Source organism: Dictyoglomus turgidum DSM 6724, assembly GCF_000021645.1.
Classification (GTDB): domain Bacteria; phylum Dictyoglomota; class Dictyoglomia; order Dictyoglomales; family Dictyoglomaceae; genus Dictyoglomus; species Dictyoglomus turgidum.
The window spans coordinates 1662780-1689519 of the sequence record NC_011661.1 but is presented as its reverse complement, the minus strand read 5'-3'; the positions used below and the strand labels follow the sequence as shown (position 1 = coordinate 1689519).

Genomic DNA, 26740 nt, shown 5'->3' with positions numbered 1-26740 from the left:
TTTTCACCTCTATTAACATGTGTTAATAATTTTTGATTTTAGAAGCCCGGGTGGATAAAATCCATATTCCCGGGCTTTTTTCCTACCCTACGCTTCTTGAATAGAGTTTAACACAGATTTAGTTTCTTTGTCAAAAGGTATTGGTATTGGTTACATTATAGTTTTTTCATTATTAGTATTTTTCACATTTAGAAATTTGGTTTTGTAATTGAGTTTTCATGTGGTTTTGACATAAAAATTTTATTAATAGTAAAATATAACAGACTATTATAAAACTGTGAAGGGAGGTTGATATATTCATTACTAATATTATTTGGATCCTTGACATAAGATGTAATTTAAATTGTCCTCACTGTTATGTCCATAGGAGGAATTGGGAGAGAAGAATCTCAAAAAAGAGAGCCTTAAAACTGATAGAAGAAGTAAAGGAACTATCCATTAAAAGTATAGATTTCACAGGAGGGGAACCTCTTTTAATAGAAGATCTTTTTGAATATATAGAAAAGGCTCGTTCTTTAGGACTTGAAGTGTCTTTGAATTCTAATGTTCTTCTGCTTACCAGGGAAATAGCGAAGTTTTTGAAAGACAATAATGTATATCTTTATGTTTCTATTGATGGCTCTAATAGAGAGACTTTTGAAAAGATGAGGGGTAGAGGTAATTTTGACAAGCTGTTAAATAGTATAGACTTAATCAATGAATTTGCTATTCCTTATTCCATAATTTTTTCTATTTCTTCCTTGAATTATTATGACGCTAAAAATATGGTAAAATTTGCCAAGAATATTGGGGCAAAAGATCTTTGTATGATACCAGTAATTCCCTCTGGAGAAGCTAAGAACACAGGAATCTATATAGATTCCAAAATCTTAATAGATACCATTAGGGAAGTTTCTTATGAGGCTGAGAAGGAAGAATATCCCGTAATACTTTGGTGTGTGCCTTTTATGAAGAGTATGAAACTCTCAAACTATGTTATTGTAGATGAATGCCATGTTTTTGATTGTATAGATCTTGCTCCTACAGGTGATATTATGCTTTGTGACGTACTGGATATGCCTCTTTCTGAAATAAGGACAAAATCTCTTTCTGAAGCATTAAGAGAAGTGGAACGGAATGGATTTTATAAGTTACTTAAAGAAAGATATAAACTTTGTTTTGGTTGCGGTGTAGCAGAATTCTGTAAAGGGGGGTGTTATGCGAGATCTTATATAGTAGAAAGGGATATTAGTAAACCAGATCCTTATTGTCCTAAGGTTTTGTCTTTTTTATAAGATAATGGAAATTTATCTTCCTAAGGATATTTTTAAGATGCTTGTTGTACATTCCATCCATGAATATCCCTTTGAGGCGTGTGGAATTCTTGGGGGTGAGGTGGGAGCTTCTCAAATTATCGTTAAAAGCTATTTTACGACTAAGAATGTTTCTTCAGATCCTTATAGAGAATATCTTATAGATCCATGGGAAGAGATTAAAATTTTAAGATTTATAGAGAAAATTGGGCAAAACTTTATAGGGGTTTATCATTCCCATCCTGAAGGAGGACAGTATTTGTCAGAAAAGGACAAAAATAGTATGATTCCAGAGATATGTTATTTAGTTTTTTCTTTGAGAATTAATACTAATCCCACCATAAAACTTGATGCTTATTTTAAAAAAGATGAGGATATATTAAATTTGCCCATAAGAATCTTTTAACTTTATTACAAATTCTTTTATCCGTAGAGGTTCTAAATTTGCCTTTGTCATTTGCCTGCAAAATCCGCATATTTCTGAGGTAGTAGGTTGTCCACAGATTTTACAATTATTTAGCTTTATATCTCTTTTTTCTGGGCTAAAATAAATTTTTCCTTTTTCTAAAAAACCAAAATAAAATTGTTCTTTTGTTCCGGGGGAATCCCTTTCAATGATATTTAAGATTTCCTTATATTTAAGAGATTGAGCATCTATGGACATAGGACATTCGTCAATTATGTATTCAATTTTCTTCATAATACAATAGGCAGAGGTTTCGTACTCTGAGACTCTATAAAGGGGCTTAACTTTTCTTGCAAATCCAACCTCATCTTCAAGGAGTATTGGAGAGTGGGCTTTAAGATAGTCTATTTGCCAATGAAGGATGTTTCCAAGGAGAGTTGCAGATTCGTCATCAAGATTGTGTCCTGTGGCAATCACATTATATTTTAATTCCAGAGCAGCTAAGTTCATTATGTACCTCTTTATTACGCCACAAGTAGCGCAGGGGGTTTTTCTATTTTTATGAGCAATTTCTTTTATTCCTAAACCATATAGGTCCTTTATAGAGATGATATGGAGTTTTAAGTTTTTACTTTCTGCAAATTTTTTAACAGTTTCCTTTGATTTCTCAGAATATTCTGAAATTCCAAGATCGATATGTAAGCCATCAGCTTTATATCCTAAGGAAATTAAAATATCCCATAGGGCAAGGCTGTCCTTTCCTCCGGAGACTGCAACAAGGATTTGGTCATTTTTTTCAAACATCTTATATTTTTTAATAGCTTTCTCTACTTGTCCATATATATATTCTATAAAATGTTCCTTACAAAAGGCAGTATTATGCCTTCTTATATATATGCTTGCTTCATTATGACACTTAGTACAGTGCATTACCTTCCTCCAGAAATCACGGGTATGATTTCTATCTCTTCATCATCTCTTACTATTTTGTCGGGGGTAAGAATCTCTTCTCCCTTTATTACAAGAGCTGTTTCTGGGTTTATATTTAGGACCTTAAATATTTCCCTTACTTTAAGATCTCCTTTAATCTCCCTTATCTCATTATTTCTACGTATAATTACCCTCATTTCACAGAACTCCTCCTTTTTAAGATTTTTCTTTTAATATAAAAGCGAAAGAATCAAAATCTCTCATAGGAGGTATATTTATACCAATGTTCATAAGTTCATCTCCATAGTATTCCTTGTCGGTACCCTCGATTATATACTTTTTGTTGGGATCTAATCCATCAAGTTTAAGCTTTTTAAAAGGAGGATTAGGTTCAGCTAACATATTTACATAAATCACAAAAGCCTCTTTTTTATCAGGAGTAACAAACATCCAAGAAGCAGAGTTTTCCTCAAAGGGGCTTACAAGTCTGTAGAGGTCACCCTCAAAGACAATATGCCATATTCTTTTATATATCTCTATTTGTTCTTTTACTAATTCCTTTTCCTCAGGAGTTAATTTTGTAAGATCCATTTCGTATCCAAATACACCAGACATGGCTACATAGCCTCTGGTTTTTAAGGGAGTTATTCTTCCTACCTGATGATTGGGAACTGCAGATACATGGGCTCCAATGGTGGATGCTGGATATACTATACTGGTTCCCCATTGTATCTTTAATCTTTCTATAGCATCGGTGTCATCACTGGTCCAAATTTGAGGCATATAATAGAGAATTCCGGGGTCAAATCTGCCTCCTCCTCCTGAGCATCCCTCAAAGAGGATATAGGGAAATTCTGAAATAAGTTCCTCCATCATTTCATATAAAGCTAACACATATCTATGAAATACTTCTTTTTGTCTTTCTGGAGGGAGAGCAAGAGAACCTACTTCAGTTAAAGGTCTATTCATGTCCCATTTGATATATTCTATAGGTGCATTTTTTATAATCTCTTTCATCATTCTTAATATTTCTTCTCTTACTTCTTTTCTCGTGATGTCAAGCACATACTGATTTCTACATTGAGAGAGAGTTCTTCCCCTAACTTGTATACACCAATCAGGATGTTTTCTATATAGTTCGCTATCAGGAGAAACCATTTCAGGCTCAAACCAAAGTCCAAATTTAAGTCCTATCTCATTTAATTTTTTGCCCAATCCGTCAAGTCCGTTAGGTAATTTTCTTTTGTCCACATACCAATCTCCAAGAGAACTTGTATCATCGTCTCTTCTTCCAAACCATCCATCATCAAGGACAAAAAGTTCAATTCCAAGTTCTTTAGCCTCTTTAGCTAAGGAGAGAAGTTTTTCTTCATTTATATTAAAATAAACTGCCTCCCATGTGTTTACAAGAATAGGTCTTCTTTTATCTCTATAAACTCCTCTCACAAGTCTTTTTCTATATAATCTGTGATAAGTTCTAGACATTTCTCCTATTCCTTGAGAGGAATAAACCATTACTACTTCTGGTGTTTGAAAACTTTCACCCTTTTCAAGAATCCATGTAAATTCAAAGGGATTAATACCCATAGTGACTCTTGTGGTATTAAATTGATCCACCTCTACGTTTGCTGCAAAGTTTCCACTATATACTAAGCTAAATCCATATACATCGCCATGTTTCTCAGTAGCATCTTTGGAGAGTAAAGCTATAAAGGGGTTGTGTTGGTGAGAGCTTTCTCCACGGGAGCTTTCAATTACTTTTATGCCATGCATCAATGGTACTCTCTCTACGTATCTTTCCCTTGCCCATGATCCCCAAAGATGAAGAAGATCAAAATTACAATGATCAAAGTCAACACAAGTACTTAGAGCTCTTAATATCTTTAGTTTTTGATTTCCCTCATTTATAAATTTAATGCTTCTTGTAATTACGTTATAATCTTTATAAACGGTGTATAATAGAATGACTCTTAAGTTTATAAGTTCATCTGCAAGTTCTAATTCAAGGGTTTCTGCCTCATCTTCGTCTTCTACGTATGTTGCGGGTAAACCTTCAAGCTTAGGCTTTCCTTTATATATTCTGTAGTTGTTAAAAACTAAATGGGTTATTCGGGAACCGTCTTCTTGCTCTACTTGAAAGGCTGGATGTCTGAAATCAGAATTTCCATACGAAGGATACTCTAATAGCATTCTGTCAAAAGTGAAGGATTTGTCATTAGGATCTGGATTTGCCCCAAAGGGAGAGGTGATAAAAGCTTCTGAGAAATGAGAATGGTTTAGTCTTTTCCCCCAGTAAAGATGTACAGGATATTTGTTTTTAAAGATTTTTATAATATAACTGGAATCTCCTGCCATTAAGTGAAAAATATTATTTTCTCTATCATATATTATAGGCATTTTATCACCTCAAATTATTTTTTTATTAATATTACCAAAAAATCAAGGTTCTATAAATCTCCCCATGAAGAGAATTGTATTTGTGGGCTTATGAATTATGAAAAAGAGAAATGGATGATCAGCTTTGAATACTTTAGGGCCTAATCCTATACTTTTTCCTGACATTATAACTGCTGTTGCTGCAGCTGCCTCGGTTCCTTCTTCGTTAACTTCTATGAAGGATTGGTGAATTACTTTACTTATGTAAAGGTCTTTATCTCCTGTCATTCCTGAAAAGTCTGCAAGCATATCAATAAAAGCATCGGTCATTCCAAGTTTCATTAAAGCTTCATTTAAGATATATCTTTTCTCTATTTTAAATCTGGGAATATATAAATCTACTTTTTCTTTCTCCATACTACGACTAATACTGTTTAACATATCATAAGTTAGATTTTTCTCAATTTTTGAAAGATTTCTTTCCTTAGGAAGGATTACCACCATAGAGAGTTCATTACCTGAGTAGGGAAGCTCAATAGCTTGAAGATTTTTATCTTCATAGTAATTAAACTCATTAATTTGGTGCATCATAGAAACCTTTAAGGTTTTATTTTCATTGAGGAAAAATGGCATTTCTCTTGTTTCTTCTTTATTAAAAGTGTACTTCCACTTGCCTTTAAAGTAGATAGCATTGACAAGGACAAGTCTTGTCATAGGATTGAGATCTTCTTTGTGTATTAGTTCTCTTATTTTTTGGTTTGTCCTGTCTTCTACCCATTTGTTTATCTCATTTCTTGCCTTTTCTCTATTAATTTCGTCTACAAAATCTACTAAATTAAATCCAGCAGAATAATATTTTTTAACAAGATCAAGAAAGTCTTCTTGGAAAGGATAATTAATCTGTCCCCATAGAGAGTTGGCAATGGCAAGTTGAAAATCACTTTTAGGGGTATTGAGTATGGAGTTTAGTTTTGAGAAGGCGAAATGTAATTCATCATCAGGCAAATTAAAATATAATACCTCTGACATTTGTTTTTTAGTGTTTCCACTTGCACCAGCATAAGTCATGGCGAGAGCTGAAGATATGCTATAAGGTGAGATGAAAATATTTCCTCCTTCTTTTATAGTTAGTTTTTGATAGAGGTTCAGGCCAAAAAGGTTATTCCCCTTAGCTATGGTTAATAGATTTTTGTCCACGTTTTCGGCAAGAGCAAAGGAGAAAATAAGAAGAATTAACAAGACGAAAATTTTAGTTGTGTTTTTCATGGTAGCCTCCTAAAATTTTTATTGATTTATTATAACATTGTCAATTTTTAAGGAGTGTTATATAATTATTCTACACACTGAATAGGAAGGGGTGATATAGGGGTTAGCGTTCAGGTGAAAGATTTTCTTAAGGTTTCTTTATTTATGAGTCTTACTAACTAATTTAATGGGGGTGAGGTAATGAAAAAGCTTTTAGTAATTCTATTCATCGTTACGGTATTCCTTTTGATGGCTACTACAGCCCAGACTCCTAAAAAACTCGTATTCGCATGGATTCCTAAAGCTTTGAATAACCCAGTATTTGAGCTTGGTAGAGACGGTGCTTTTAAGAGAGCAGAAGAACTATCTAAGAAAGGTCCTTATAAAGTAGAGGTTCTATATGTGGCATCAGTAGCTTCTGATGCTACGGAGCAAGCAAGAGTTGTGGAAGATGTCGTTGCAAGAAAGGTTGATGGGATAGCTATTTCTTGTAATGATCCTACCGCTTTGATAGATGTAATTAATAAGGCAGTTGAGGCAGGAATTCCGGTAATGACTTTTGACGCGGATTCTCCCAAGAGTAAGAGATTCACATATCTTGGAGTTAACAACTATGAGGGCGGTAAATGGGCTGCAAAACTCCTTGTAAAAGCTATGGGTACCAGTGGAGATGTGGCACTTTTAACTGGTGTACCTGGAGCTCTTAACTTAGAGGAAAGAATGAGAGGATTCAAAGATGAAATTAAGAAATATCCAAAGATAAAGATTGTTACTACTGTAGCTTGTTATGATGATATTAATAGAGGAGTACAGGTAGTAGAAGAGACTATGCAGAAGTATCCAAAGCTTAGAGGTTGGTTCTTTGTAGGACTTTGGCCCCTCTTTGCAGAAAGAGGATCTATGCCTCTTTGGGAAAAGGCTGCAAAGGCTAAGAAAGTATTTACTGTTGCTTTTGATACTCTTCCTGTGGAACTACAATTACTTAAAGAGGGATATCTTTGCGGTTTAGTAGGTCAAAAATATTGGGGTTGGGGTTATGATGCTATAGATATCCTTTATAGGAAAGTGGTAAATAACGAAAAGTTCCCAGATTGGATTGACTCTGGAATGGATATTGTAACCCAGAAAAATGTAGATGCAATGATTAGGGCATGGCTCTTGAAAGATTTCAAGACACCTCTTCCACCTCCATTCTAAACTAATGATACACTAAGAAGTATAGAGGGTACGGCTTTTTTAAGGCCGTACCCTCTTTTTAAATAAGGAGGTGAGTAAGCTTGGAGCCAATTTTAAGGATGGAGGGAATATCTAAAGCATTTCCAGGAGTTCAAGCTCTTGATAGGGTAGATTTTGAGGCATATGCTGGCGAGGTTATGGCACTTGTGGGAGAAAATGGTGCAGGTAAGTCAACCCTTGTGAAGATCTTAAGTGGAGTTTATAAAAGGGATTCAGGGAGGATTTATCTTGAAGGTAAGAGGGTTGAGATACAAGATCCTTATCATGCTCAGCTTTTAGGAATTAGTACTATTCATCAGGAATTGAATGTAACTCCTAATCAAACTGTGGCACAGAATATATTTCTTGGAAGGGAGATTAAGAGAAAAGGAATATGGGGTTTTCTTGGTTTTGTGGATAAAAAAGAAATAGAGGAGAGAGCAAAAAAGCTTTTAGAAAGGGTAGGAGCTAACATTCCTCCTGATGAGCTGGTTAAAAATCTCTCGGTAGCTCAGATCCAACTTGTAGAAATAGCAAAAGCTTTAGCTCTCAAGGCAAAAATAATAATTATGGATGAGCCTACCTCAGCTCTTGGTCCGGAAGAAGTAGAAAAACTTTTTGAAGTAATAAAGCAGTTGAAAGATCAGGGTATTGCTATTGTTTTCATTTCTCATAGATTGGAAGAGGTATTTAGAATTGCCGATAGAATAACCATATTAAGAGATGGTAAATTAGTGGGATATATGTCTAAGGACGAGGCTACACCGGACAAAGTTATTTATCTTATGGTAAATAGGCCTATTGGAGATATGTTTAAGAGGGAAGAAGGTATCAAGGGAGAGCCAATTCTTGAGGTTAGAAATTTGAGTAGTAATGTGGTTAAAAATGTTAGTTTCACTCTTTATAAAGGAGAGATTCTTGGAATTGCAGGACTTGTAGGTTCGGGAAGAACAGAACTTGTGAGACTGATTTTTGGTGCTGATCCTAAAAAATCAGGAGAGATTTTTATTGAGGGTAATAAAGTAGAGATAAATTCTCCTGAGGATGCTGTTAAATTTGGAATTGGATTAGTACCTGAGGATAGACAGAATCAAGGCTTGATATTAAATATGCCTATTAGAGAAAACATAGGAATAACAATTATAAAGAAATTATTAAAACTTTTGAATTTTGTTGATAAAGCTAAGCTTACAAAGATTTCAGAAGAATTTGTTAGGAGATTAAATATAAAGACTCCTTCGGTATTTGAGAAAGTTCTTTATCTTTCGGGAGGAAACCAACAAAAAGTAGTACTTTCAAAGTGGCTTGCTTCCGAGCCTAAGATACTTATTCTTGATGAACCTACTCGAGGAATAGACGTAGGAGCAAAGGCTGAGATACATGCGATTATGAGTCAACTTGCCAGATCTGGAATTTCTATAATCATGATATCTTCGGAAATGCCTGAAGTCCTTGCCATGAGCGATAGAATTCTTGTTATGAGTGAAGGAAAGATTGTAGCAGAAGTTTCAAGGGAAGAGGCCACGCAAGAAAAAATTATGGCATATGCCTCTGGAAATATAGTTAATTAAATGAGAGGAGGATTAGAAATGAAAGAGGGTGTGAAAAGTAAAAGGCTAATAAAAACTGGTAGGATTCAAGAGTTAGGAATATTGGTCATATTATTTTTACTATCTCTTTTTCTAAGCTTAACTACCGAAACATTTTTAACCTCTACAAATATATTTAATATATTACGGGCTTTTTCTTGGATTGCCATTAGTGGTTTTGGTATATTGATGGTTATTATTACTGGAGGAATAGATCTTTCTGTAGGTTCAGTAATGGCTATGGCAGGACTAATAACAGCCATGATGCTTAAAGCAAATTTTGGGGTTTTTCTCTCTATTCTTGGTGGAATATTTATTGGAGGATTAATAGGTTTTATAAATGGAATACTCATAAGTAAAACTAATCTTCCGCCCTTTATAGCTACTCTTGGTACTATGAATATTGCAAGGGGCTTTTGTTATGGAGTAACAGGTGGGTGGCCCGTTAGAGATCTTCCAAAATCCTTTAATTTCCTTGGCCAATATGATGTTCCCTTTTTAGGTGTAGGTATACCTCTTCCTGTAATATTTATGATAATTTTAGGAGTAATTACATCAATTTTTCTTAATAGAACCTCTTGGGGATATAAGATATATGCGGTTGGTGGAAATGAGCAGGCTGCAAGGCTTTCAGGTATTAATACTGGAAGAATAAAAATTTTAGTATATACTCTCTGTGGTGTTCTTACAGCTATTGGTGGTATTTTAATGACTGCAAGATTAGGCGTAGCTGCCCCAACAGCAGCTTTAGGTTATGAGCTTGATGTAATTGCTGCGGCAGTTATAGGTGGAGCTTCTCTTGCTGGAGGTGAAGGAACAGTTCTTGGAGTTATTATTGGAGCTGCTATTATGCAGGTTCTAAGAACAGGAATGGTACTTTTAGGTTTTCCAGCTTACTGGCAACCCTCAGCTATAGGTGCAATAATTATAGCAGCAATTATCTTTGATCAATATAGGAAAAGAAAAATGGGTTTACTAAGATAAAATTTATTTAGGAAGGGGAAAAGGGGGAATGTTATGGGTATAAGGGGAGATTTACAAAGTATTCCTCTTTGGGAAGTACTTCAGACTCTTTCCATAGGAAGAAAGACAGGAAAGCTTGAAATAGATAACGGCTTAAAGAGGGTAGAGGTATTTTTTGAAAATGGTAAGATAGTTAATGTTAAAACTGGTTTTATAGAGGGATATAATGCAGTTTTGGGACTTGTGCTCTGGAATATAGGGGACTTTGTTTTTTATCCTGAAGGGAAGACCCAGAATAAAACTTTGAATTTAGATCCTCTTGAGATTATTGTAAATTTCTCTAAACATCTTGACTTAATGAACTATTTAAGCGACTTTGTGCTACTTCCTGTTAGAATGGATGGACTTGCTTTAGAAGAAGAAGTGGTATCTTCCTCTTTTGATGGTACTGCTAAAGTAAGGGATGTGGTTTTAAACTCACCATTAGGAGAGCTAAAAGCTCTTGAGTTAATTCAGAAATTGATAAGGGAGGGAAAGCTTCTTAGAGTAGACGATGATGAGAGGCTCTTCTGGATATATATACTATGGAGGTTTTGGAAATTTTTGATGCAGGAAGAAGGCAGAAGATACTTGATTAATGAAAGAGGGCTGAAAAAGGATATTCAGAGTTTTGTCTCTAAAATTCATGAGGATTTTTCAGGCTTGTTAGAGGATTTGATAAATTCTGAAAAGATGTCATGGCATTACTTCTATAGGCATTTGACAAGATTTGATTTTAATGAAGTGGAATTAGCTATAAGAGATGTATTTGATTTTCTGAATAAGTATGTGAAAAGTGAAATCGACAAGACAAAAGCTGAACAATTTTCGGTAGTATTAAAGGGTGAGGGAAATGATATATTTGTTCCTGTATGTAGAGATTTAAGGACAGATGAATTTGTGGTTTCTCTTTTCTTTGATGGAGAGAGAACTTTAAGGCAAGTTTTTGATTATTCTCCTTTAGAGAAAATATATACTCAAAATGTTATTGCTAATTTAATAATTAATAATTGTTTGATAAATGTGAAGAGTGACTATAAAATAGCTATGATTTATTCTTTCTATATTTTTTGGAATACTTTAAAAAGGGAACTAAAGGAAGAGAGTTTGATCAAGGAGATCGAAAAAGTATGGAGTGAGTTTGTAGGAAGTTCTTTGCTTGATGTACGATATTTATTTAATCATATAGTGCTTGATAGAAGGCCTAACTTTATATATTTTTATAAAGAGAAGGACAAATACAGCGAAGATGAAATTAAAAACTTTATAGTTGAGGCTGGGGGATTGATTTATAGTGTGTTAGAGAGTAAACTAAGTAAATCTAATAAGGATGAAGTTTTTAATAAAATTATAAGGGAGATAGAAAGTAAAGTTGTAAAAGAGAAGGAGATATATATTAGTCTAATAAGATGAGAAATACAAGTAAAATATTAGCAATAATTTTTTTATTTATTAGTCTATATTCAACAATTTATGCTTTTACTTTTGCGGTAATTGGAGATAGAGCGGGAAGGCCTGTTTTTGGAGTTTTTGAAAGAAATCTTTCTGAAGTTGTAAAAAGAAAACCTGATTTTATAGTTCAGCTGGGAGATATTCTGGTAGAAAGTAGTGACGAAGAGTATCGGTATGTGGGAAGCATTTTAAAGAATGTAAGTGTACCCTTTTATATCGTTCCTGGGAATCATGATTTATATAAAGATCCTAAGGGGGCAAGGTTTCAAAGCTTTACTAAGAGACCCTTGTATTATTATTTTGACTATGAGAATGCAAGATTTATTATTCTGAATAACGCTTCGGGATCTCTTGGAAAGGTTCAGCTTGAATGGTTAATTGAAGTACTTAAGGGGACCAATAAGAAATATAAATTTGTTTTTATGCACCAACCAGTTATATCTCCAAGTTGGTTTTTCCTTTTTCACAAGGCAGATCCTGTAGAGTCTAAAATATTAATGAAATTATTTGAGGAATATCATGTAAATTATGTTTTTTCAGGGCATATTCATATGTATTATAGGAAAGAAATTAACGGAGTTGTTTATATCATCTCTGGAATTGGTGGCGCCCGTCCTTACATTTCATCGAACCTTGATGAGGGAAAGCCTCATTTTATTTTGATAAAAGTCAGCGATGAAGGTATAAATGAAGAAGTGGTTAGACTAAATTGGTAGAGCGAGAGGCTTAATAAAAGTAGCCTCTCGCTCTAATTTTTATGTTAGTAGTTTATAGAATCAAGCCAATAGGAACCTTCAAGAGTTTCTCCTGCTGGAGCATTTCCACCCATCAGGATTTTGATTCCAATTGCCTTTATTTTGGTTATATCTAATTGACCATCAGATCCTCCACCTGCCCAACTCCAATTTGGGTTATCAAAATTTAGTGTTACTTCTGTCCATGTTCCTACATTGCTGTCAGATACGTTGATCCAAGGTCCTGCTCCATAAGACCAATCACTGTCCTTTGCAAATATTTGTATGCCATTATTGTTTCCTTTTAAGCTAGGATCAATGTACATGTGTATTGTCAATGTTTTTCCAGTCATATCTACAGGTTCAGCAAAATATATTTCTACTCCCGCTTTTTCTTGAGTTCCCTTAATTAACTTTACGTCTACTTTTAAACTACCATTTCCTTTATAAGCTTTTGTGGTATCCTGAGAAACACCTATTACTGCTGACCCATCATCACCACTTGCTTTTTGCCATCCTTGAGTTCCATCCTCAAAATTAAATATTGCTGTATCCTCTTCGGGTCCAGTAGGAGGCGGAGTAGAAGGAGTTGTACAAGCAGTTTCTGAGAAAATTATGAAAAGTCTTAAAAATTTACTAAGTCCTGCCCTTTTCCTATCTTTATAGTTTTTTTAATGATTTTCTGAAAAAAGTTTTGTGTTTCATAAAATGCTTTTTCTATGTTTAAATTTTGGGCAAGAAAAAAGGAGAGAATTGAGGAAAACAGACATCCTGTCCCATGGATATTTTGATCTTTTAAATACTCCTTTTCAAATAATACAAATCTATTTCTAGAATAAAGTAAGTCATAAACCTTGTTTTCTATATTTAAATGTCCACCCTTTAAAACTATATTTTCAATTTCAAATTTTTTACTGATTTCTTCTATAGAAGTTTCCATATCTTCCAAGGATTTTATTCTCTTTCCACTTAGGATTTCTGCTTCTGGTATGTTTGGAGTTATCACTGTACATAAGGATATCAGCCTTAGGAAAGAGGAAAAAGCATCTTTTTTAAGGAGTAAAACTCCTTTTGTAGGGTTTATTACTGGATCAAGAACTATGTTTTTAAGTTGATATTTTTTAATAAGTTCTATAGTTAAGTCAATAATTTTTTTTGAATATAGGACTCCTATTTTTACACTATCAAGTTCTCCTACATCCTTAATTAAAACTTCAAAGGTTTTCAAAAAGTATCTTGGATTTATTTCGTAAACTTTGTAGACTTTTTGGGTATTTTGGACAGTAAGACAGGTAGGAATACCAAAAGCATATCCTCCAAGCCTTTGGATTGTTTTTATATCCAGGAATATTCCCGCACCCCCTGATGGATCTAATCCCGCTATAACTAATATTTTAACTACTGTTTTTGATGGCACAAAGTTCACCACACATGGTACAAGTATTATGGAGTTCTCCTCTATATCTTTTTGTCTTCTCAGGATCTATAGAAAGATTTATAATCTTTTCCCAGTTCAACTCTCTTCTTGCCAAGGACATCTCTATATCCTTTTCAATAGATTTTCTAAATCCTCTTGCTATATTGGCACTATGGGCTGCGATTTTAAAAGCAATAATTCCTTCTTTTACATCTTCTAAATCTGGAAGTCTTAAATGTTCTGCAGGAGTGACATAGCAGAGGAAGTCAGCTCCAGCAAGGGATGCAATCAATGCTCCCATACTTCCAGATATATGATCATAGCCTGCTGCAATATCTGTAGTAAGGGGCCCCAAAACATATAAAGGGGCATCTTTGCAGATTTTTTTAATCATTTTTACTGTCCAATAAATTTCATTAGCTCTTACATGGCCAGGACCTTCAATAATTACTTGTACACCATATTCCCTTGCCTTTTCTGCGAGTTTACTTACTATGTAAGTTTCTCTTACTTGTAGCTCTTCTCCTGCATCTTGTATGCATCCTGGTCTAAAAGCATCACCTATACTTATAGTCGCATCATATTTTTTCAATATTTTAAGTACATCTTCAAAATATTCAAAATAGGGGTTTTCGAAGTTATTTGTCTCCATCCACTTATAGATCATGGAGCCACCACGAGACACAATATTTAGGAGACGGTTTTTATCTTTCAATTTTTCCACAAGTTCCCTATTTATTCCTGCATGTATAGTAACAAAGTCAACTCCAGTTTCTACGTGTTCTTCAAGAACTTCCAAAAAATCCTTTGGCTTTGCTTTTGTAAAATCCTTAAATTTAACGGAAAGATCATATATAGGAACACTTCCCACTATAAAAGAGAATTCATTTATAAGCTTTTCTCTAAATCTTTTAGCAAAAGTACCGCAAGAGAGATCCATAACTGATTCCACATTATATTTTTCACAAAGTTCAGCCTTTTTAAGTTCTTTATCAAAGCTAGAATAGCTTCCTGTAACTCCTATATTTGCATTTATTTTCACTGTACAATCCTTTCCAATGGCATAGTATTTGTTTCTTTTTCTTTTTTTATTAGCAGGAATAACAGTTTTTCCTTCAACTATGTTTTTTAATAAGATTTCCATTGCTGGTATTTCTTCATTTTCAAATGCAGATTTTATCTCATAAGAAAGTTCTCCTTTTTGGGCTTTTTCAAGCAATGTATTTTCCATTTTTATATCCCTCCAATATGTGGATGATTTTTCTCGTTTTCTCATAAATATTTGGAGAAGAAACAATCTCAGTCACCATAGCTATACATTTGGCTCCCAGATTTAGTATCTCATGGATATTGGATTCTTTTATACCCCCAATGGCAACAACGGGAATACTGATATTCTTGATAGCCCAATCAAGAATCTCTATTCCGATTGGTGGGTGAGGTTTTTCTTTTGTATAACTTGGAAATATAGGTCCAAGTCCAATATAATCAGCTCCTTTTCGTAATGCCTCCATAACTTGTTCCTTTGTATGAGTAGTGAGACCTATAATGAAGTTTTCCCCTAAGAACTCTTTAGCAACCTCTATAGGATAATCTTCTTGTCCAATATGTACCCCATCTGCTTCAACTATTTTTGTAAGATCTAGGTGATCATTTACTATAAGTAAAGCATTATACTTAGCAGTTAAATCTCTTATTTTTACGACTTCATGATATTTTTCTCTCATAGGTTTTTTCTTTTCTCGGTATTGTATAATCTTTACCCCTGCTTCAAGAATTTCTCTTACCACATCAATATTCTTCCTTCCTATGGAATATTCTTCACAGGTTAGGCAGTATAGATTGAAATCTTTTAATAGCTCTAATTTTTCTTTTTTATTCATAAAGCACCATCCTTAGGATTTCATCACATTGAATATTTGAAATTGCAATTACCTTAGGGGCATAGGGTTTGAAAAGAGAGTTATCACTTTCAAAATCACCTACGATAGAGATATTATTAAATCTTTTTATTTTTATTTTTTCAGAATTTCCATAACCACATACTCCCGATGCAGAGACAATTTTCTTGTTAAGTTTTATAGCAGTATTGAGAATAAGAGTTTTTGTTTGGGCTGAATCCACGGCCTCCATGATAATATCCCCTTTATTCATAAATATTTCTATATTTTCAGGGGTTATTTTTTCTTCATATTCCTCAATATTACAGTCGGGATTTATTTTTAATAAATTTTCTTTTAGAGCTTTTACCTTAGGCATTCCTATTTGATGGAGAAAGTAGGCTTGACGATTAAGATTTGAAATTTCAACCTTATCGTAATCTATGAGGATAAAGTTTTTGAATCCTGTGCGTGTTAGAGAAATGGCACCATTGGAACCAAGCCCTCCGCATCCCATTATTACAATGCGGGTTTTTTGAATTTTATCAAGTTGTTCTTTTGTGAAATAGTTAAGGAGCATTTCCTCAAAAGAATTCATTAATATAGGCCTCCTTTTATCCAATTTGTGAATTCTGGTCTATATCCTCTATTTTTTATTGCATTAATAACTTCATTTACAGTTCTTCTGTCATCAGTTTCAAATTGAACACTTGTTGTTTCAGTTTGAGCATATCCCCCTACAGTAGTTTTTGAACCTGCAGACATTTTAGTGACTCCATAGCCAATGATATTATCTCTGAATCTGCTGTTTTCTCTTGTGGATATGGTTATTCCTACATGGGGTAGGTAAATTCTTGCACAGAAAATAAACCTTAAAAGTAATTTTTCGTTTACTTGGTACTTGGGTTTGAAGCCTGTTTTGGGGTCTCTAAATCTTGGGAAAGATATATTAATCTCAGCCTTTGGATATTTTTGAGAGAGGTACTCCGCATGAAGAATGCTCTTAAACACATCTTCATAGGGATCATTAATTCCTAAAAGTACTCCTACAGTTACCTCATAAACTCCTGCATTTAGTGCTCTTTCTTGAGTATGTAATCTATATTCGTAATCACTCTTAGGACCTACAGGGTGGAGCTTCTTATAGGTTTCCTTATTATAAGTTTCTTGATATTGAACAACTCCTGTTAAACCCTCCTTTACTAAGACTCTGTATTCTTCCTCCTCCATAGGATATGCTTCAATGGAGATCTCTGAAAAATATTTTTTAGCAAGTTTAACTGCATAGAGGATATATTCAAAGGGAGTATTAATTTTATCACAACCTGTTAAAAGTAAAATACTGTCAATGCTGGTTTGTTTGATGGCTTCGTATTCTCTTATTATCTCTTCCTCCTTTAGTTTCTTCCTTGGAATTTGAAGTTTAGCTGAGAATCCACAGTACTCACAGGGAGAAAGACAATAATTAGAAAGGTAAAGAGGAGTAAATAGGGTTATAACTTTTCCGAAATACCTTTCTGTAAGTCTCTTTGCTTTATTAGCCATTAATATTAAAGTTTCATCGGAATTATCAGTGAGGAGAATAAAAAGGTCCTCTTTTGATATCTTGTCTTTATCAATTATTTTTCTGACATTTCCTCCTTTATTCTCTAAGACATGAGATTTTCTCAAGATTTCATCTGCTTCTTTAAGAATCTCCCTGAGCATGTTTTTCACCTAATTCCTTTTATAAAATCTATCAGTGGTGACGAAGCGTCAGCATAGTCTTTTTCTTCGGGAAGACCAATTTCGTAGGCAATTCTTCCTGCTTTTACCGCTAAATTAAAAGCCTCAGCCATTTTAAAGGGATCATTGGATGTAGCAATGGCTGTATTTATAAGTACTGCATCAGCACCTAATTCCATAGCTTTTGAAGCGTGGGAAGGCCTTCCTATACCAGCATCGATAATAACAGGAATAGAGATTTCATTTATAATCGCCTTAAGCAAAGTTTCACAATCGATTCCCTTGTTACTTCCTATGGGAGAGCCTAAAGGCATTACTGCAGAAACTCCTATTTCTTCTAATTTTTTTGCTACGATAAGGTCTGGAGATATATAGGGAAAGACTTTAAATCCATCTTTGACAAGTATTTCTGCTGCCTTTATGGTCTCTTCATTATCGGGTAAAAGGTATTTTAATTCTCCTGATATCTCTATTTTTACCCAATCAGAACCCGTAAGTTCTCTTCCTATTTCCGCAATTTTAACTGCTTCTTTATGATTTCTTGCTCCAGAGGTGTTAATCATTATTTTTGCCGTTTTAGGAAGGAAATCTAAGATAGAATAACCCTTATTGATTTCGGGGTTTATTCTTCTTACTGCCACAGCAAATACTTCTATTTTTAGTTCTTCATGCATTTTGGGGATAACACTATAATCTGGCAGTTTACCTGTCCCTACAAAGAGACGGTTATTTATAATAGTATTATCAATTATTAAGCCCATATTATTATCCCCCTCCCACAAGAGAGACAATTTCTATGTAGTCTTCATCTCTTAACTCTACGTTATCCCAATTTTCCTTTTTTACAATTTCTCCGTTTACTAGTACAACTATTTTTTCGGTGGGATAATTAAGAGAAAGAAGCAATTCTTTTAAATTTCCTTTAAAATTTACTTCTTTATCGTTTACAAGCATGTTTTTCCCTCCCTATTAAACATAAAGGACCACCCGGTTTATACCGAGCGGTCCTTTGATTTTTTATACCTTTCACTCCCTCCGCCGGCATTACCCGGGTCAGGTTCAAAGGGTCGAGACCGGGATCTTAGGTCTCCTCTCAGCCGAGCTTATCCCCTCAGCTCCCCTGGAAAACCATATTTAATTTTGGGAAAATTATACCATAAAAGTTAGAATTTATTCAATATAAGATAGTTCATTAGGATAAGGATTTAAATAGGTTTGATTTAAAAGATATTGGTCATCAAATCTATATGCCCAACTTCTCAAGATTTCAACAAGAGGGCTTAAATTTATTTTCGCTCTTCTATAAAGATCTAAAAGATGTAGAAAATGATTTTTTTCTCCCGCTTTTAATTTTCTAGAAAAATATCCATATATATGGAAGATGGCATTAACATGATTTCCTCTTTTAAGATTTGTAGAGAGTGCTTCTTTAAACAAGAGGGCATATTTCTCAATTAGCTCTTCAAAGGGATATTTAGACTGATTGGCTAAAAGATTTCCAAGTTCTTTCAAATGCTTTTGAGAATAAACCATAAGGAGATATTTGTTGTTTTGATGAAACTCTATTAGGTCTTTTACTTTTGTATTATCTTTATTCTTGAGATTTCTTAACTCTGATAGAGCAAAAATTCTCGTTAGAAATCTCTCCCTAATTTCTGGATTTCTTAACCTTCCCTCGTCTTCTGCTGGAATGTAAGGAAATTTTTCTAAAACCTTTTGAGCAAAGATTCCCTTTCCTTTAGAGTGGAAGATTTTTCCTTCTCTATCTTTATAAATCATGGTGTTTGATAGGCCACAGGAAGGAGATTTACTTTTTAGGAGGAATCCATCTATTTCAGGTAAGGTATTTAGAAAATTTTCGGAAAAGTCAAGTATCTTATCGGTTAGGTCTAATCCAGTTTTGGGTTGATAGATTCCTAATCTATTCTCTTCCACATATACTATGATCTTTTCCCTGGGTACCCCAAGCCCTATAGAGACTTCTGGACATACTGTTATAATTTCACAATATTCTTTTAATTTCAGAGCAAAACTATCTTTTATTATTCCACCATCGTATCTTACTGGTTCTGAATTAAGACAAGCACTATATACTATTCTTGGCTTTGTAAAATTTCTCATGTTTGATATTATATCAATATCATTTGTAAAAAGCAAAAGGGGTGAACCTTATGGTTATGACTGTAAAAGGTTTTGTTGATAAAAAAGATATGGGAAAAACCTTAGTTCATGAGCATATTCTTGTGGATTTCTCTCCTGCCGAAGAACAAATAAAGATTGATGATAATTTGAGAAATGAGATTGTAGAGATAATGTTACCGTATTTAATGGAGATTAAAAATTTAGGTTATAGTACTTTCTTTGAATGTACTCCCAAGTATGTAGGAAGAGATGTAAAGGTTTTGAAAATTCTATCAGAAAAAACTGGATTAAATGTCATAACAAATACAGGTTTTTATGGGGCAGGCGAAGATAAACATGTGCCCAAAAAGTATTGGAATCTTTCTTCAGAAGATTTTGCAAAAATGTGGATTGAAGAATGGGAAAAAGGAATTGAAGATGGTATTAAGCCCGGTTTTATTAAAACTGCAGTAAATCCTGGACCTCTAAATGAGATAGATAAAAAATTGATAAGAGCTTCTGCTTTTACTCATCTTGAGACTGGGCTTACAGTGGCATGTCATACAGGAGAAGAAAGGTGTGCCCTCGAAGTGGCAAGAATTTTTGAGGAAGAGAAAGTAGATCTTTCAGCTTTGATCATTGTTCATGCTGATGCCATTGAAAACTTTGAAGTGCACCTTGAATTGTTAGAAAAAGGAGCTTTTCTTGAGTACGATTCCATTGGGGCAAGACCAATGGAGTATCATTTAAACCTTATGGAGAAGGTTATAAAAGAGGGGTTCATAGATAGGATCCTGATCTCCCATGATGCAGGATGGTTTACTGTAGGAAAATCTAAAGAGGAACAAAATATAAGGCCTTATACAGACATATCTTATAAGTTTATTCCTAAACTGGAAGAAAAGGGCATAAGTGAGGAGATTGTTGAAAAGTTACTTGTTAATAATCCAAGTGAAGCTTTTGATATAAGAGTGAGAAAGAGATAAATAGTTTACTTATAGTAAAAAATATTTCCCCATAAATATCATCTATCCCTTTATCTTTATTGATTTTTTTGCATTCATGGAGGGTTAATTTGAAATTTTTTAAGGTATATATTGACAAAAATTAAAATTCAATTTTAAAATATGTTAAGTAAAAATTAAGGATTTAGAGGTGATAGATGAAAAAGGGGCTTATGCGTGAGATTTTTAAGAAGGATTGGACTTTAAACGTATTAGCACTCCTTTTATCAACTGTAGTTGCGTTTATAAATATTTATTTCAAAAATATGGAAACGGATTTAAAGAGATTTTCTTTACTGTTCTATTGATCTCTATTTTTAGAATTATTTTGGAATATATCAAAGCTTTTAATTTAAGTAAATTCTCAGAAAGATATGTAAATGATCTAAGATTAAGGATTGGAGAAAAACTAAATAAGACTACATTATTTTCTTAACTCTTCTTTGGGTGATATTTTTTATCAACCTTTTGTCTTTACCCTTGGATTAATTCTTGCTTTACTTATAAATTGGAAGTTAACCCTTTTTACTTTTGCCATAATTCCCCTATGTATTTATCTTTCAGTTATTATTACAAAGCCTGTAGAAAAATATACAAAAAGGCAACAGAATGAGTATAGAAATTTGAACGCAGTGGTTCAAGATACACTGTCAGGAATAACTTTAGTAAAGGCTTTTAATCTCAGGTCGGAGATAATTAGTCTATTTGATGAAAAGCTTGAAAGAGTTTTTAAAGAAGGACTAAGATCTGCTAAATTTGAAGCTCTTCTTGATCCATTAAAAGAAATTATTAGTTTAAGCCCGTTTATAATGATGTTTTTGTTTGGTAGTAGGTTGGTAATAAGTGGAGAGATGAGTGTAGGAGGAATAATAGCTTTTATAGGGCTTATTAATGTATTCATAGCTCCGATTTAGATAGAATTCACGAAGTAATATTAGCAGAAGAGGAAAAAGGGGGAGTGGTAAAAACTTATGATCCTTACTATTCCTATTCAGTAGAGTTTGAGAATGTAACTTTTTCCTATGGAGATTCTAATAATGTTCTTGATAATGTTTCTTTCAAAATTAGGAAAGGAGAAAAAGTAGCTATAGTAGGAGAGAGTGGTAGTGGTAAGTCTACCATAGTAAAGCTTATTCTTGGGTTTTACAAGCCTGTCAAAGGTTGTATCAAGATAATGGGTTTAGATATTGATAAATGGGATCTTAAGTCTCTTAGAAATATCATCTCTGTGGCAAATCAGGATGTTTATCTTTTTCCTGAGTCAGTAAAAGAAAATATAAAATATGGAAATTATAATGCTGATGATGAGAGAATTATAAATTCTGCAAAGAAGGTCCTTGCTTATGATTTTGTAATAAGATTTCCTAATGGTTTAAATACAAGGGTTGGAGAGAGGGGAGTATTTCTTTCAGGTGGACAAAGGCAGAGACTGAGTATTGCCCGAGCCATATTGAAGAATTCTCCAATTCTCCTTCTTGATGAGCCAACGTCTTCTCTTGATTCTGAGTCAGAAAGTTTGTTTCTTCAAGCATTGAATAATTTAATAAGAGATAGAACCGCTTTAATTATTGCTCATAGACTATCTACTGTGAAGGATGCTGATAATATTATGGTTATAGAAGAAGGAAATATAGTAGAGGAGGGAACTCATCAAGAGCTTTTGTTAAGAAATGGGAAATATAAGCATCTTTGGGAGAAGAGTTTTCAATTTAGCAAGGTAGAATAAAGGGAGGGCTTAAGCCCTCCCTTTTTGATGTTTTAGTTTATTTTTAATTCCCCATAACCTCTCTTAGAATGTATAGATACTGGATCATCAGAGCTTCCTAATGCCCACACTATTTTTAGTGTTCCTGTTTTTGGAAAAACTTTGTCATATTTGTCTTTTGTGTCTAATTTTCTTCTAAACTCAATATATGTATATTCTTTATCTTCTCTGCCTGAAAATTCAGGAATATCATTCTTTCCACCAAGTTTTTCATCTTGAGTATGCCCAAAATGTTTTTCAGGTGCATAATAGTCAAGTACCTGAGTTCCTTTTTCAGTTACATATCCTATAATATAATCTGCGTCACCTGCTTTTACTTTGGGATCAATTCCCAAAGCTACATACCCTTTTGTTTTTCCAGTCATGAGTATGTAAACTTCGTCTCCCACAATTTTCCAATATATTTGAAATTCTCCATTAGAAAAGGAAGCATAATTTGGATATTCATTAGGGGAAAGTTTTCCATCAATATTAGGCTTTTGAGTTTGGGCGAAAGTAAAAGTTAAAAGAAGAATTAGAGATAGTATTAAAATTTTTAAAATTCCTTCCATAGTTTAGCCCCTTTTTAATATATTTTTCACAATTTAAATTATACTATGTTTTAATTTTTTTTAACATTAAATTTATATTAAGAATAATTTTCTAATTGCTTAAAAAGTTTTTAAGGGTTATAATTATAAAAATTCAATAATGGGGGTGAATTTATGAGAAAAATGACCGAAGAATTTCTCCATAATGCTTTTGCAGGAGAAAGTATGGCACATATGAAGTACCTAATTTTTGCTGAAGAAGCGGAAAGAAAAGGTTTAGTCAAGCTTGCTAATTTGTTTAGAGCTATTGCTTATGCAGAATTTGTACATGCTAGGAATCATTTTAGGGAACTTGGACTTTTAAAGCAGGATATGCCAGACAATGTTCAACAGTGCATAGATGGAGAAACTTACGAAATTGAAGAAATGTACCCCGTATATAACAATACTGCTGTATTTCAAAACGAAAAAGGAGCAGAAAGGAGCACAAGATTTGCTTGGGAAGCAGAAAAAATTCATGCAGAAATGTATAAAAAGGCTAAAGAATTGGTGAGTAAAAACGAAGATTATACTGCAACTAAGATTTATATATGCCCGGTCTGTGGACATACGATAGAAGGCGAGCCTCCTGAGAAGTGTCCTTTATGTGGTGCACCAAAGAGTTCTTATAAAGAGTTCTCAATATAATTATATGGAGTTGATATGCTTAATAGAGTATTAGAATTAGAACACTCTGTAAAGATTCAGCCTTTAGAACATACAGAGCTTATTACTTGCAGGAACCTATAGGGCTAAGGATATTAAAGAGATATTAGAGGTTACTCTAAAGGGAGAGAAGATTGAAAACAAAGCGAAATTTCTATACATAAATGGGAAGGGCATTATAATGAAGCCCTTCTCTTTTTAATTTCCTTTAACTTCCTAATGTTAAATTTAGATCCTCATAGTCTTTTCTTTAGGATGATTTTTTGAACCTATACCTTTTATTACTTAAAAATCTTCTGAAGAGGATTTATAATATTATATGTTTCATTTGGTTCTATTCTTCCACATCAAGGTTTATCCTCTTTCGTATTTTTATAAACTTCTTATAAATTCAAAAAAAGCTTACTAAAAAATTGTAAGGCATAAGATTTTAATGATATAATGTCTTTGATTAAGATTTTAGATCTTGGGTGCGAAAGAAGATATTATATATTTTTTTGCAAAAAATGGACTTGAAGTTTATGCTACAGATATTTGTGATATGCGTATTTTTTGAAAGATATATATAAAGGGTGATTTATAATGTATATGAATATTATATGGTCTTTATTTATTCTCTTTGTATCCTTTTTTATTCATAAAATCATTATGAAAGCTATAAATAATGTCGCTTCAAGAGCAGGAAGGGAGATAAAGGCTCCAAAAACTGTTTCCATGCTTATTGGCTTCTTAATATTTGGCTTTGGTGTAGCTATTATTTTGTCCATTTGGAATGTAAATCTAATGCCCTATCTTACAGGACTTGGAATTTCGGGTGTGGTTTTAGGTCTTGCTTTTCAGGAACCGCTTACAAATTTTCTTTCTGGAATATTGGTTTTGGTGACAAGAAAAGTCTTTGAGGGAGAAGCTTTAGATGTAGATGGAATTAGTGGAATAGTGGATATGGTGGAGATGAACCATACAAGGATAAAGACTTTTGATGGGAAGATGGTATTAATACCCAATAGAAAAGTATGGTCTGGAACAGTGACAAAATTTTGGCCAGGTCCTTATAGGAGAGTAAGTTTTGATGTTAGTGTGGATTATTCTTCTGATCTTGAGAAGGTTATAAGTTTATTAAAAAGAGCTTTAGAAGAGGAAGAACTCGTAGTAAAGGATGAGAGTGTAAATAATATGGTGGTTTTTAAAGAGTATGGAAATTCGGGAATAACCTATACTGTATATTTTTGGGTGAATAGAGATAGTTATTTTGATGCTATCAATGCTTTAAGTACTAGAATTAAGAAGGTTTTTGATGAAAATAATATTTCTATTCCATATATGGTCGTTGATCTGAGGATAACAAAGAATTAATTAGTAGTAGGGGGGAAGGGATAATGAAGTATTTAAAAAGACTTATTTCTTTTGTAATCATTTCTATTTTGTTACTCAACTTTGTTTTTTGTGGAACTAAGGGGATTTTCTATGAGGTAAGATCTGATTATGGTAAGGCGTATATTTTGGGATCTATCCATTATGGAACTCCCGACTTATACCCTCTTGATCCATTGATTGAGAAGGTTTTTATTGAGACAGAGGCATTAGTTGTTGAACTGGATATAACTGATTCCCAAAATATATTTAAAACTCAAAGTTATTTATCTAGGAGAGGAATATATAAAAAAGGAGATAGTATTGAGAATTATTTGGATTCTGAATCGGTAGGGTATTTAAAGAAGCTTTTGGGCGAGGAGAATTTTGAGCAAATAAAGATCTTTAAGCCTTGGGTATTATTGCTTCAAATTAGCTCTTCTGTTTTAAATTCTGCTTCGGATATGAGATATGGGATTGATTTCTATTTTTTGAATAGAGCCAAGAAATTAAATAAAAAAATAATACCCTTAGAGACTGTAGAGGAGCAACTTGATGCATTTTCTGAAATACCGGAAGAGGATCAATTGAATATTTTGAAAACTATTTTACAAGGATTAAAGCAAGAAGAGCACAGTAAGAATGATTTATCATTATTGCTTGATGCATACAAAAATGGGGATGAAGAAAAATTGTTGAATTTTTTAATGAAAGATAGAGAGAAAAAAGAATATAAAATATTTTATGAGCATATATTCTATAGGAGGAACTTTAAGTTTGCAGAGAGAATAAAGAGATTATTAGGAGAATATAAATCCTTATTTATAGTAGTTGGGGCTGGACATTTAATAGGTGAAAATAATGTGATAAAATTATTAGAAAGTGAGGGGTTTTTAGGCAGTAAAATTTTTTGATAGAAAGGAGTTGTTGGTAAAATGATTAAGCAAAGGTTTTCCATCTTTGCACTCTTATTATTCCTTTTAATTTTTTCCATAAGCGATTTAAGGAAGGAGGCAGTAGGTATGGAGATTCCATCCCTGAAAGAAGTATATAAAGATTACTTTCCCATTGGTGCAGCGGTTAGCCATTTAAACATCTATACTTATGAGGATCTTCTTAAGAAACACTTTAATAGTCTAACACCTGAAAATCAAATGAAATGGGAAGTTATTCATCCTAAACCCTATGTTTATGATTTTGGTCCTGCCGATGAGATTGTAGATTTTGCCATGAAAAATGGTATGAAGGTAAGGGGACATACCTTAGTTTGGCATAATCAGACTCCAGGATGGGTTTATGCAGGAACTAAAGATGAGATTCTTGCAAGATTGAAAGAGCATATTTATGAGGTGGTAGGACACTATAAAGGTAAGGTTTACGCTTGGGATGTGGTTAATGAGGCCCTATCAGATAACCCTAATGAGTTTTTGAGAAAGGCTCCCTGGTATGATATTTGTGGGGAGGAAGTTATTGAAAAAGCATTTATTTGGGCTAATGAAGCAGATCCTAATGCTAAATTATTTTATAATGATTATAACTTAGAGGATCCCATAAAGAGGGAAAAGGCTTATCAATTGGTAAAAAGGCTTAAAGAGAAAGGGATCCCAATTCATGGTGTTGGAATACAGGGCCACTGGACATTAGCATGGCCTACACCTAAGATGCTTGAAGACTCTATAAAGAGATTTTCAGAGCTTGGTGTTGAGGTTCAGATTACTGAATTTGATATATCTATTTACTATGACAGAAATGAAAATAATAATTTTAAAGTTCCACCCGATGATAGGATTGAGAAGCAGGCTCAACTTTATAAACAAGCCTTTGAGATCTTAAGGAAATATAGAGGGGTGGTCACTGGGGTTACTTTTTGGGGTGTAGCTGATGATTATACTTGGCTTTACTTCTGGCCTGTAAGGGGAAGAGAAGACTATCCATTACTCTTTGATAAGAATCATAACCCTAAAAAGGCTTTTTGGGAAATTGTGAAGTTTTAAAGAAATAT

At 33.5% G+C, this 26740-nt stretch carries 29 protein-coding genes and 1 riboswitch; of the genes, 15 read left to right on the top strand and 14 right to left on the bottom strand.

Annotation, left to right across the window (positions count from 1 at the left end; translation table 11 throughout):
• Window positions 1-293: 293 nt before the first annotated feature.
• Window positions 294-1274, top strand: coding sequence for a radical SAM/SPASM domain-containing protein (locus DTUR_RS08650; protein WP_012584021.1), 981 nt, complete (start codon window positions 294-296; stop codon window positions 1272-1274).
• A 4-nt stretch (window positions 1275-1278) separates the two neighbouring features.
• Window positions 1279-1698 carry a M67 family metallopeptidase gene (locus DTUR_RS08645; protein WP_012584020.1) on the top strand — a complete coding sequence of 140 codons (420 nt, stop codon included), beginning with the start codon at window positions 1279-1281 and terminating at the stop codon, window positions 1696-1698.
• Here the strand turns inward: DTUR_RS08645 and DTUR_RS08640 are convergent.
• From DTUR_RS08640 to DTUR_RS08625, 4 genes are read right to left on the bottom strand one after another with little or no spacing between them, the layout of a single operon-like run.
• Entirely contained in the window at window positions 1672-2628 is a 957-nt protein-coding gene (locus DTUR_RS08640) for a PP-loop family protein (RefSeq protein ID WP_012584019.1), read from the bottom strand. The two genes, DTUR_RS08645 and DTUR_RS08640, sit on opposite strands and share 27 nt — an antisense overlap.
• Complete coding sequence (locus tag DTUR_RS08635; RefSeq protein WP_012584018.1) at window positions 2628-2825, bottom strand: MoaD/ThiS family protein; 198 nt, start codon at window positions 2823-2825, stop codon at window positions 2628-2630. The genes DTUR_RS08640 and DTUR_RS08635 overlap by 1 nt, the downstream gene beginning before the upstream one ends.
• Window positions 2826-2844: 19 nt before the next feature.
• A complete protein-coding gene (locus tag DTUR_RS08630) occupies window positions 2845-5025 on the bottom strand; it encodes an alpha-galactosidase (RefSeq protein WP_012584017.1) in 2181 nt (726 codons plus the stop codon).
• A 42-nt stretch (window positions 5026-5067) separates the two neighbouring features.
• Window positions 5068-6270 (bottom strand): serpin family protein, encoded by a 1203-nt coding sequence (locus DTUR_RS08625; RefSeq protein ID WP_012584016.1) that lies wholly within the window; start codon window positions 6268-6270, stop codon window positions 5068-5070.
• A gap of 180 nt (window positions 6271-6450) precedes the next feature.
• Here DTUR_RS08625 and DTUR_RS08620 point away from each other — a divergent pair, with 180 nt between their 5' ends.
• The 5 genes from DTUR_RS08620 to DTUR_RS08600 all read left to right on the top strand — a co-directional run bounded on the left by DTUR_RS08620 (window position 6451) and on the right by DTUR_RS08600 (window position 12223).
• Window positions 6451-7446 carry a sugar-binding protein gene (locus DTUR_RS08620; RefSeq protein ID WP_012584015.1) on the top strand — a complete coding sequence of 332 codons (996 nt, stop codon included), beginning with the start codon at window positions 6451-6453 and terminating at the stop codon, window positions 7444-7446.
• Window positions 7447-7544: 98 nt separating this feature from the next.
• Entirely contained in the window at window positions 7545-9035 is a 1491-nt protein-coding gene (locus tag DTUR_RS08615; RefSeq protein WP_353745317.1) for a sugar ABC transporter ATP-binding protein, read from the top strand.
• Between the two features lie 18 nt (window positions 9036-9053).
• On the top strand, window positions 9054-10037 hold the full coding sequence (locus tag DTUR_RS08610; protein ID WP_012584013.1) for an ABC transporter permease: 984 nt from the start codon (window positions 9054-9056) through the stop codon (window positions 10035-10037).
• A gap of 33 nt (window positions 10038-10070) precedes the next feature.
• A complete protein-coding gene (locus tag DTUR_RS08605; protein WP_012584012.1) occupies window positions 10071-11468 on the top strand; it encodes a DUF4388 domain-containing protein in 1398 nt (465 codons plus the stop codon).
• Window positions 11465-12223 carry a metallophosphoesterase family protein gene (locus DTUR_RS08600; RefSeq protein ID WP_012584011.1) on the top strand — a complete coding sequence of 253 codons (759 nt, stop codon included), beginning with the start codon at window positions 11465-11467 and terminating at the stop codon, window positions 12221-12223. The genes DTUR_RS08605 and DTUR_RS08600 overlap by 4 nt, the downstream gene beginning before the upstream one ends.
• Before the next feature lie 44 nt (window positions 12224-12267).
• Here the strand turns inward: DTUR_RS08600 and DTUR_RS08595 are convergent, their stop codons facing one another.
• The 9 genes from DTUR_RS08595 to DTUR_RS08555 all read right to left on the bottom strand — a co-directional run bounded on the left by DTUR_RS08595 (window position 12268) and on the right by DTUR_RS08555 (window position 19420).
• On the bottom strand, window positions 12268-12567 hold the full coding sequence (locus DTUR_RS08595; RefSeq protein WP_164931032.1) for a hypothetical protein: 300 nt from the start codon (window positions 12565-12567) through the stop codon (window positions 12268-12270).
• A 299-nt stretch (window positions 12568-12866) separates the two neighbouring features.
• On the bottom strand, window positions 12867-13658 hold the full coding sequence (gene thiD / locus DTUR_RS08590) for a bifunctional hydroxymethylpyrimidine kinase/phosphomethylpyrimidine kinase (RefSeq protein ID WP_012584009.1): 792 nt from the start codon (window positions 13656-13658) through the stop codon (window positions 12867-12869).
• Window positions 13636-14889 (bottom strand): phosphomethylpyrimidine synthase ThiC, encoded by a 1254-nt coding sequence (gene thiC / locus DTUR_RS08585; protein ID WP_012584008.1) that lies wholly within the window; start codon window positions 14887-14889, stop codon window positions 13636-13638. The genes thiD and thiC overlap by 23 nt, the downstream gene beginning before the upstream one ends.
• Window positions 14870-15541 (bottom strand): thiamine phosphate synthase, encoded by a 672-nt coding sequence (gene thiE / locus DTUR_RS08580; RefSeq protein WP_012584007.1) that lies wholly within the window; start codon window positions 15539-15541, stop codon window positions 14870-14872. The genes thiC and thiE overlap by 20 nt, the downstream gene beginning before the upstream one ends.
• Window positions 15534-16136: a sulfur carrier protein ThiS adenylyltransferase ThiF gene (gene thiF, locus DTUR_RS08575; RefSeq protein ID WP_012584006.1), complete on the bottom strand. Its 603-nt coding sequence runs from the start codon at window positions 16134-16136 to the stop codon at window positions 15534-15536. Before thiF ends, thiE begins: the two co-directional genes overlap by 8 nt.
• Window positions 16136-17245, bottom strand: a complete 1110-nt coding sequence (gene thiH / locus DTUR_RS08570; protein ID WP_012584005.1) for a 2-iminoacetate synthase ThiH — start codon at window positions 17243-17245, stop codon at window positions 16136-16138. Before thiH ends, thiF begins: the two co-directional genes overlap by 1 nt.
• A gap of 5 nt (window positions 17246-17250) precedes the next feature.
• On the bottom strand, window positions 17251-18024 hold the full coding sequence (locus DTUR_RS08565) for a thiazole synthase (protein WP_012584004.1): 774 nt from the start codon (window positions 18022-18024) through the stop codon (window positions 17251-17253).
• A gap of 4 nt (window positions 18025-18028) precedes the next feature.
• Window positions 18029-18217 (bottom strand): sulfur carrier protein ThiS, encoded by a 189-nt coding sequence (gene thiS / locus DTUR_RS08560; RefSeq protein WP_012584003.1) that lies wholly within the window; start codon window positions 18215-18217, stop codon window positions 18029-18031.
• A gap of 58 nt (window positions 18218-18275) precedes the next feature.
• Window positions 18276-18395: riboswitch (TPP riboswitch) on the bottom strand.
• 38 nt (window positions 18396-18433) lie between these two features.
• Complete coding sequence (locus DTUR_RS08555) at window positions 18434-19420, bottom strand: YbgA family protein (protein ID WP_242603699.1); 987 nt, start codon at window positions 19418-19420, stop codon at window positions 18434-18436.
• Window positions 19421-19440: 20 nt separating this feature from the next.
• Between DTUR_RS08555 and DTUR_RS08550 the strand changes: the two genes are divergently transcribed.
• The 4 genes from DTUR_RS08550 to DTUR_RS08535 all read left to right on the top strand — a co-directional run bounded on the left by DTUR_RS08550 (window position 19441) and on the right by DTUR_RS08535 (window position 22114).
• Complete coding sequence (locus DTUR_RS08550) at window positions 19441-20370, top strand: phosphotriesterase family protein (protein WP_242603698.1); 930 nt, start codon at window positions 19441-19443, stop codon at window positions 20368-20370.
• 214 nt (window positions 20371-20584) lie between these two features.
• A complete protein-coding gene (locus DTUR_RS08545) occupies window positions 20585-20824 on the top strand; it encodes a hypothetical protein (RefSeq protein ID WP_164931031.1) in 240 nt (79 codons plus the stop codon).
• Window positions 20825-20831: 7 nt separating this feature from the next.
• Complete coding sequence (locus DTUR_RS08540) at window positions 20832-21302, top strand: ABC transporter transmembrane domain-containing protein (RefSeq protein WP_164931030.1); 471 nt, start codon at window positions 20832-20834, stop codon at window positions 21300-21302.
• Window positions 21303-21346: 44 nt separating this feature from the next.
• Complete coding sequence (locus tag DTUR_RS08535; RefSeq protein ID WP_242603697.1) at window positions 21347-22114, top strand: ABC transporter ATP-binding protein; 768 nt, start codon at window positions 21347-21349, stop codon at window positions 22112-22114.
• Between the two features lie 32 nt (window positions 22115-22146).
• On the opposite strand, the gene DTUR_RS08530 is transcribed toward DTUR_RS08535, so the two are convergent.
• Entirely contained in the window at window positions 22147-22704 is a 558-nt protein-coding gene (locus DTUR_RS08530; RefSeq protein WP_012583999.1) for a DOMON domain-containing protein, read from the bottom strand.
• A 153-nt stretch (window positions 22705-22857) separates the two neighbouring features.
• Between DTUR_RS08530 and DTUR_RS08525 the strand changes: the two genes are divergently transcribed.
• The 4 genes from DTUR_RS08525 to DTUR_RS08510 all read left to right on the top strand — a co-directional run bounded on the left by DTUR_RS08525 (window position 22858) and on the right by DTUR_RS08510 (window position 26732).
• On the top strand, window positions 22858-23370 hold the full coding sequence (locus DTUR_RS08525; RefSeq protein WP_012583998.1) for a rubrerythrin family protein: 513 nt from the start codon (window positions 22858-22860) through the stop codon (window positions 23368-23370).
• Window positions 23371-23976: 606 nt separating this feature from the next.
• Window positions 23977-24741, top strand: coding sequence for a mechanosensitive ion channel family protein (locus tag DTUR_RS08520; protein ID WP_242603696.1), 765 nt, complete (start codon window positions 23977-23979; stop codon window positions 24739-24741).
• Window positions 24742-24764: 23 nt separating this feature from the next.
• Window positions 24765-25652 carry a TraB/GumN family protein gene (locus DTUR_RS08515; RefSeq protein WP_012583996.1) on the top strand — a complete coding sequence of 296 codons (888 nt, stop codon included), beginning with the start codon at window positions 24765-24767 and terminating at the stop codon, window positions 25650-25652.
• Window positions 25653-25760: 108 nt separating this feature from the next.
• Window positions 25761-26732 carry an endo-1,4-beta-xylanase gene (locus DTUR_RS08510; protein ID WP_012583995.1) on the top strand — a complete coding sequence of 324 codons (972 nt, stop codon included), beginning with the start codon at window positions 25761-25763 and terminating at the stop codon, window positions 26730-26732.
• The last annotated feature ends 8 nt before the right edge of the window (window positions 26733-26740 follow it).

Excerpts from the sequence above, each read along its gene's own strand:
- DTUR_RS08645 (WP_012584020.1), top strand. The coding sequence starts at position 1,279 with ATGGAAATTTATCTTCCTAAGGATATTTTTAAGATGCTTGTTGTACAT.
- DTUR_RS08640 (WP_012584019.1), bottom strand. The coding sequence starts at position 2,628 with ATGCACTGTACTAAGTGTCATAATGAAGCAAGCATATATATAAGAAGG.
- DTUR_RS08635 (WP_012584018.1), bottom strand. The coding sequence starts at position 2,825 with ATGAGGGTAATTATACGTAGAAATAATGAGATAAGGGAGATTAAAGGA.
- DTUR_RS08630 (WP_012584017.1), bottom strand. The coding sequence starts at position 5,025 with ATGCCTATAATATATGATAGAGAAAATAATATTTTTCACTTAATGGCA.
- DTUR_RS08625 (WP_012584016.1), bottom strand. The coding sequence starts at position 6,270 with ATGAAAAACACAACTAAAATTTTCGTCTTGTTAATTCTTCTTATTTTC.
- DTUR_RS08620 (WP_012584015.1), top strand. The coding sequence starts at position 6,451 with ATGAAAAAGCTTTTAGTAATTCTATTCATCGTTACGGTATTCCTTTTG.
- DTUR_RS08615 (WP_353745317.1), top strand. The coding sequence starts at position 7,545 with ATGGAGGGAATATCTAAAGCATTTCCAGGAGTTCAAGCTCTTGATAGG.
- DTUR_RS08610 (WP_012584013.1), top strand. The coding sequence starts at position 9,054 with ATGAAAGAGGGTGTGAAAAGTAAAAGGCTAATAAAAACTGGTAGGATT.
- DTUR_RS08605 (WP_012584012.1), top strand. The coding sequence starts at position 10,071 with ATGGGTATAAGGGGAGATTTACAAAGTATTCCTCTTTGGGAAGTACTT.
- DTUR_RS08600 (WP_012584011.1), top strand. The coding sequence starts at position 11,465 with ATGAGAAATACAAGTAAAATATTAGCAATAATTTTTTTATTTATTAGT.
- DTUR_RS08595 (WP_164931032.1), bottom strand. The coding sequence starts at position 12,567 with ATGTACATTGATCCTAGCTTAAAAGGAAACAATAATGGCATACAAATA.
- thiC (WP_012584008.1), bottom strand. The coding sequence starts at position 14,889 with ATGGAAAATACATTGCTTGAAAAAGCCCAAAAAGGAGAACTTTCTTAT.
- thiE (WP_012584007.1), bottom strand. The coding sequence starts at position 15,541 with ATGAATAAAAAAGAAAAATTAGAGCTATTAAAAGATTTCAATCTATAC.
- thiF (WP_012584006.1), bottom strand. The coding sequence starts at position 16,136 with ATGAATTCTTTTGAGGAAATGCTCCTTAACTATTTCACAAAAGAACAA.
- thiH (WP_012584005.1), bottom strand. The coding sequence starts at position 17,245 with ATGCTCAGGGAGATTCTTAAAGAAGCAGATGAAATCTTGAGAAAATCT.
- DTUR_RS08565 (WP_012584004.1), bottom strand. The coding sequence starts at position 18,024 with ATGGGCTTAATAATTGATAATACTATTATAAATAACCGTCTCTTTGTA.
- thiS (WP_012584003.1), bottom strand. The coding sequence starts at position 18,217 with ATGCTTGTAAACGATAAAGAAGTAAATTTTAAAGGAAATTTAAAAGAA.
- DTUR_RS08550 (WP_242603698.1), top strand. The coding sequence starts at position 19,441 with ATGACTGTAAAAGGTTTTGTTGATAAAAAAGATATGGGAAAAACCTTA.
- DTUR_RS08530 (WP_012583999.1), bottom strand. The coding sequence starts at position 22,704 with ATGGAAGGAATTTTAAAAATTTTAATACTATCTCTAATTCTTCTTTTA.
- DTUR_RS08525 (WP_012583998.1), top strand. The coding sequence starts at position 22,858 with ATGAGAAAAATGACCGAAGAATTTCTCCATAATGCTTTTGCAGGAGAA.
- DTUR_RS08520 (WP_242603696.1), top strand. The coding sequence starts at position 23,977 with ATGAATATTATATGGTCTTTATTTATTCTCTTTGTATCCTTTTTTATT.
- DTUR_RS08515 (WP_012583996.1), top strand. The coding sequence starts at position 24,765 with ATGAAGTATTTAAAAAGACTTATTTCTTTTGTAATCATTTCTATTTTG.
- DTUR_RS08510 (WP_012583995.1), top strand. The coding sequence starts at position 25,761 with ATGGAGATTCCATCCCTGAAAGAAGTATATAAAGATTACTTTCCCATT.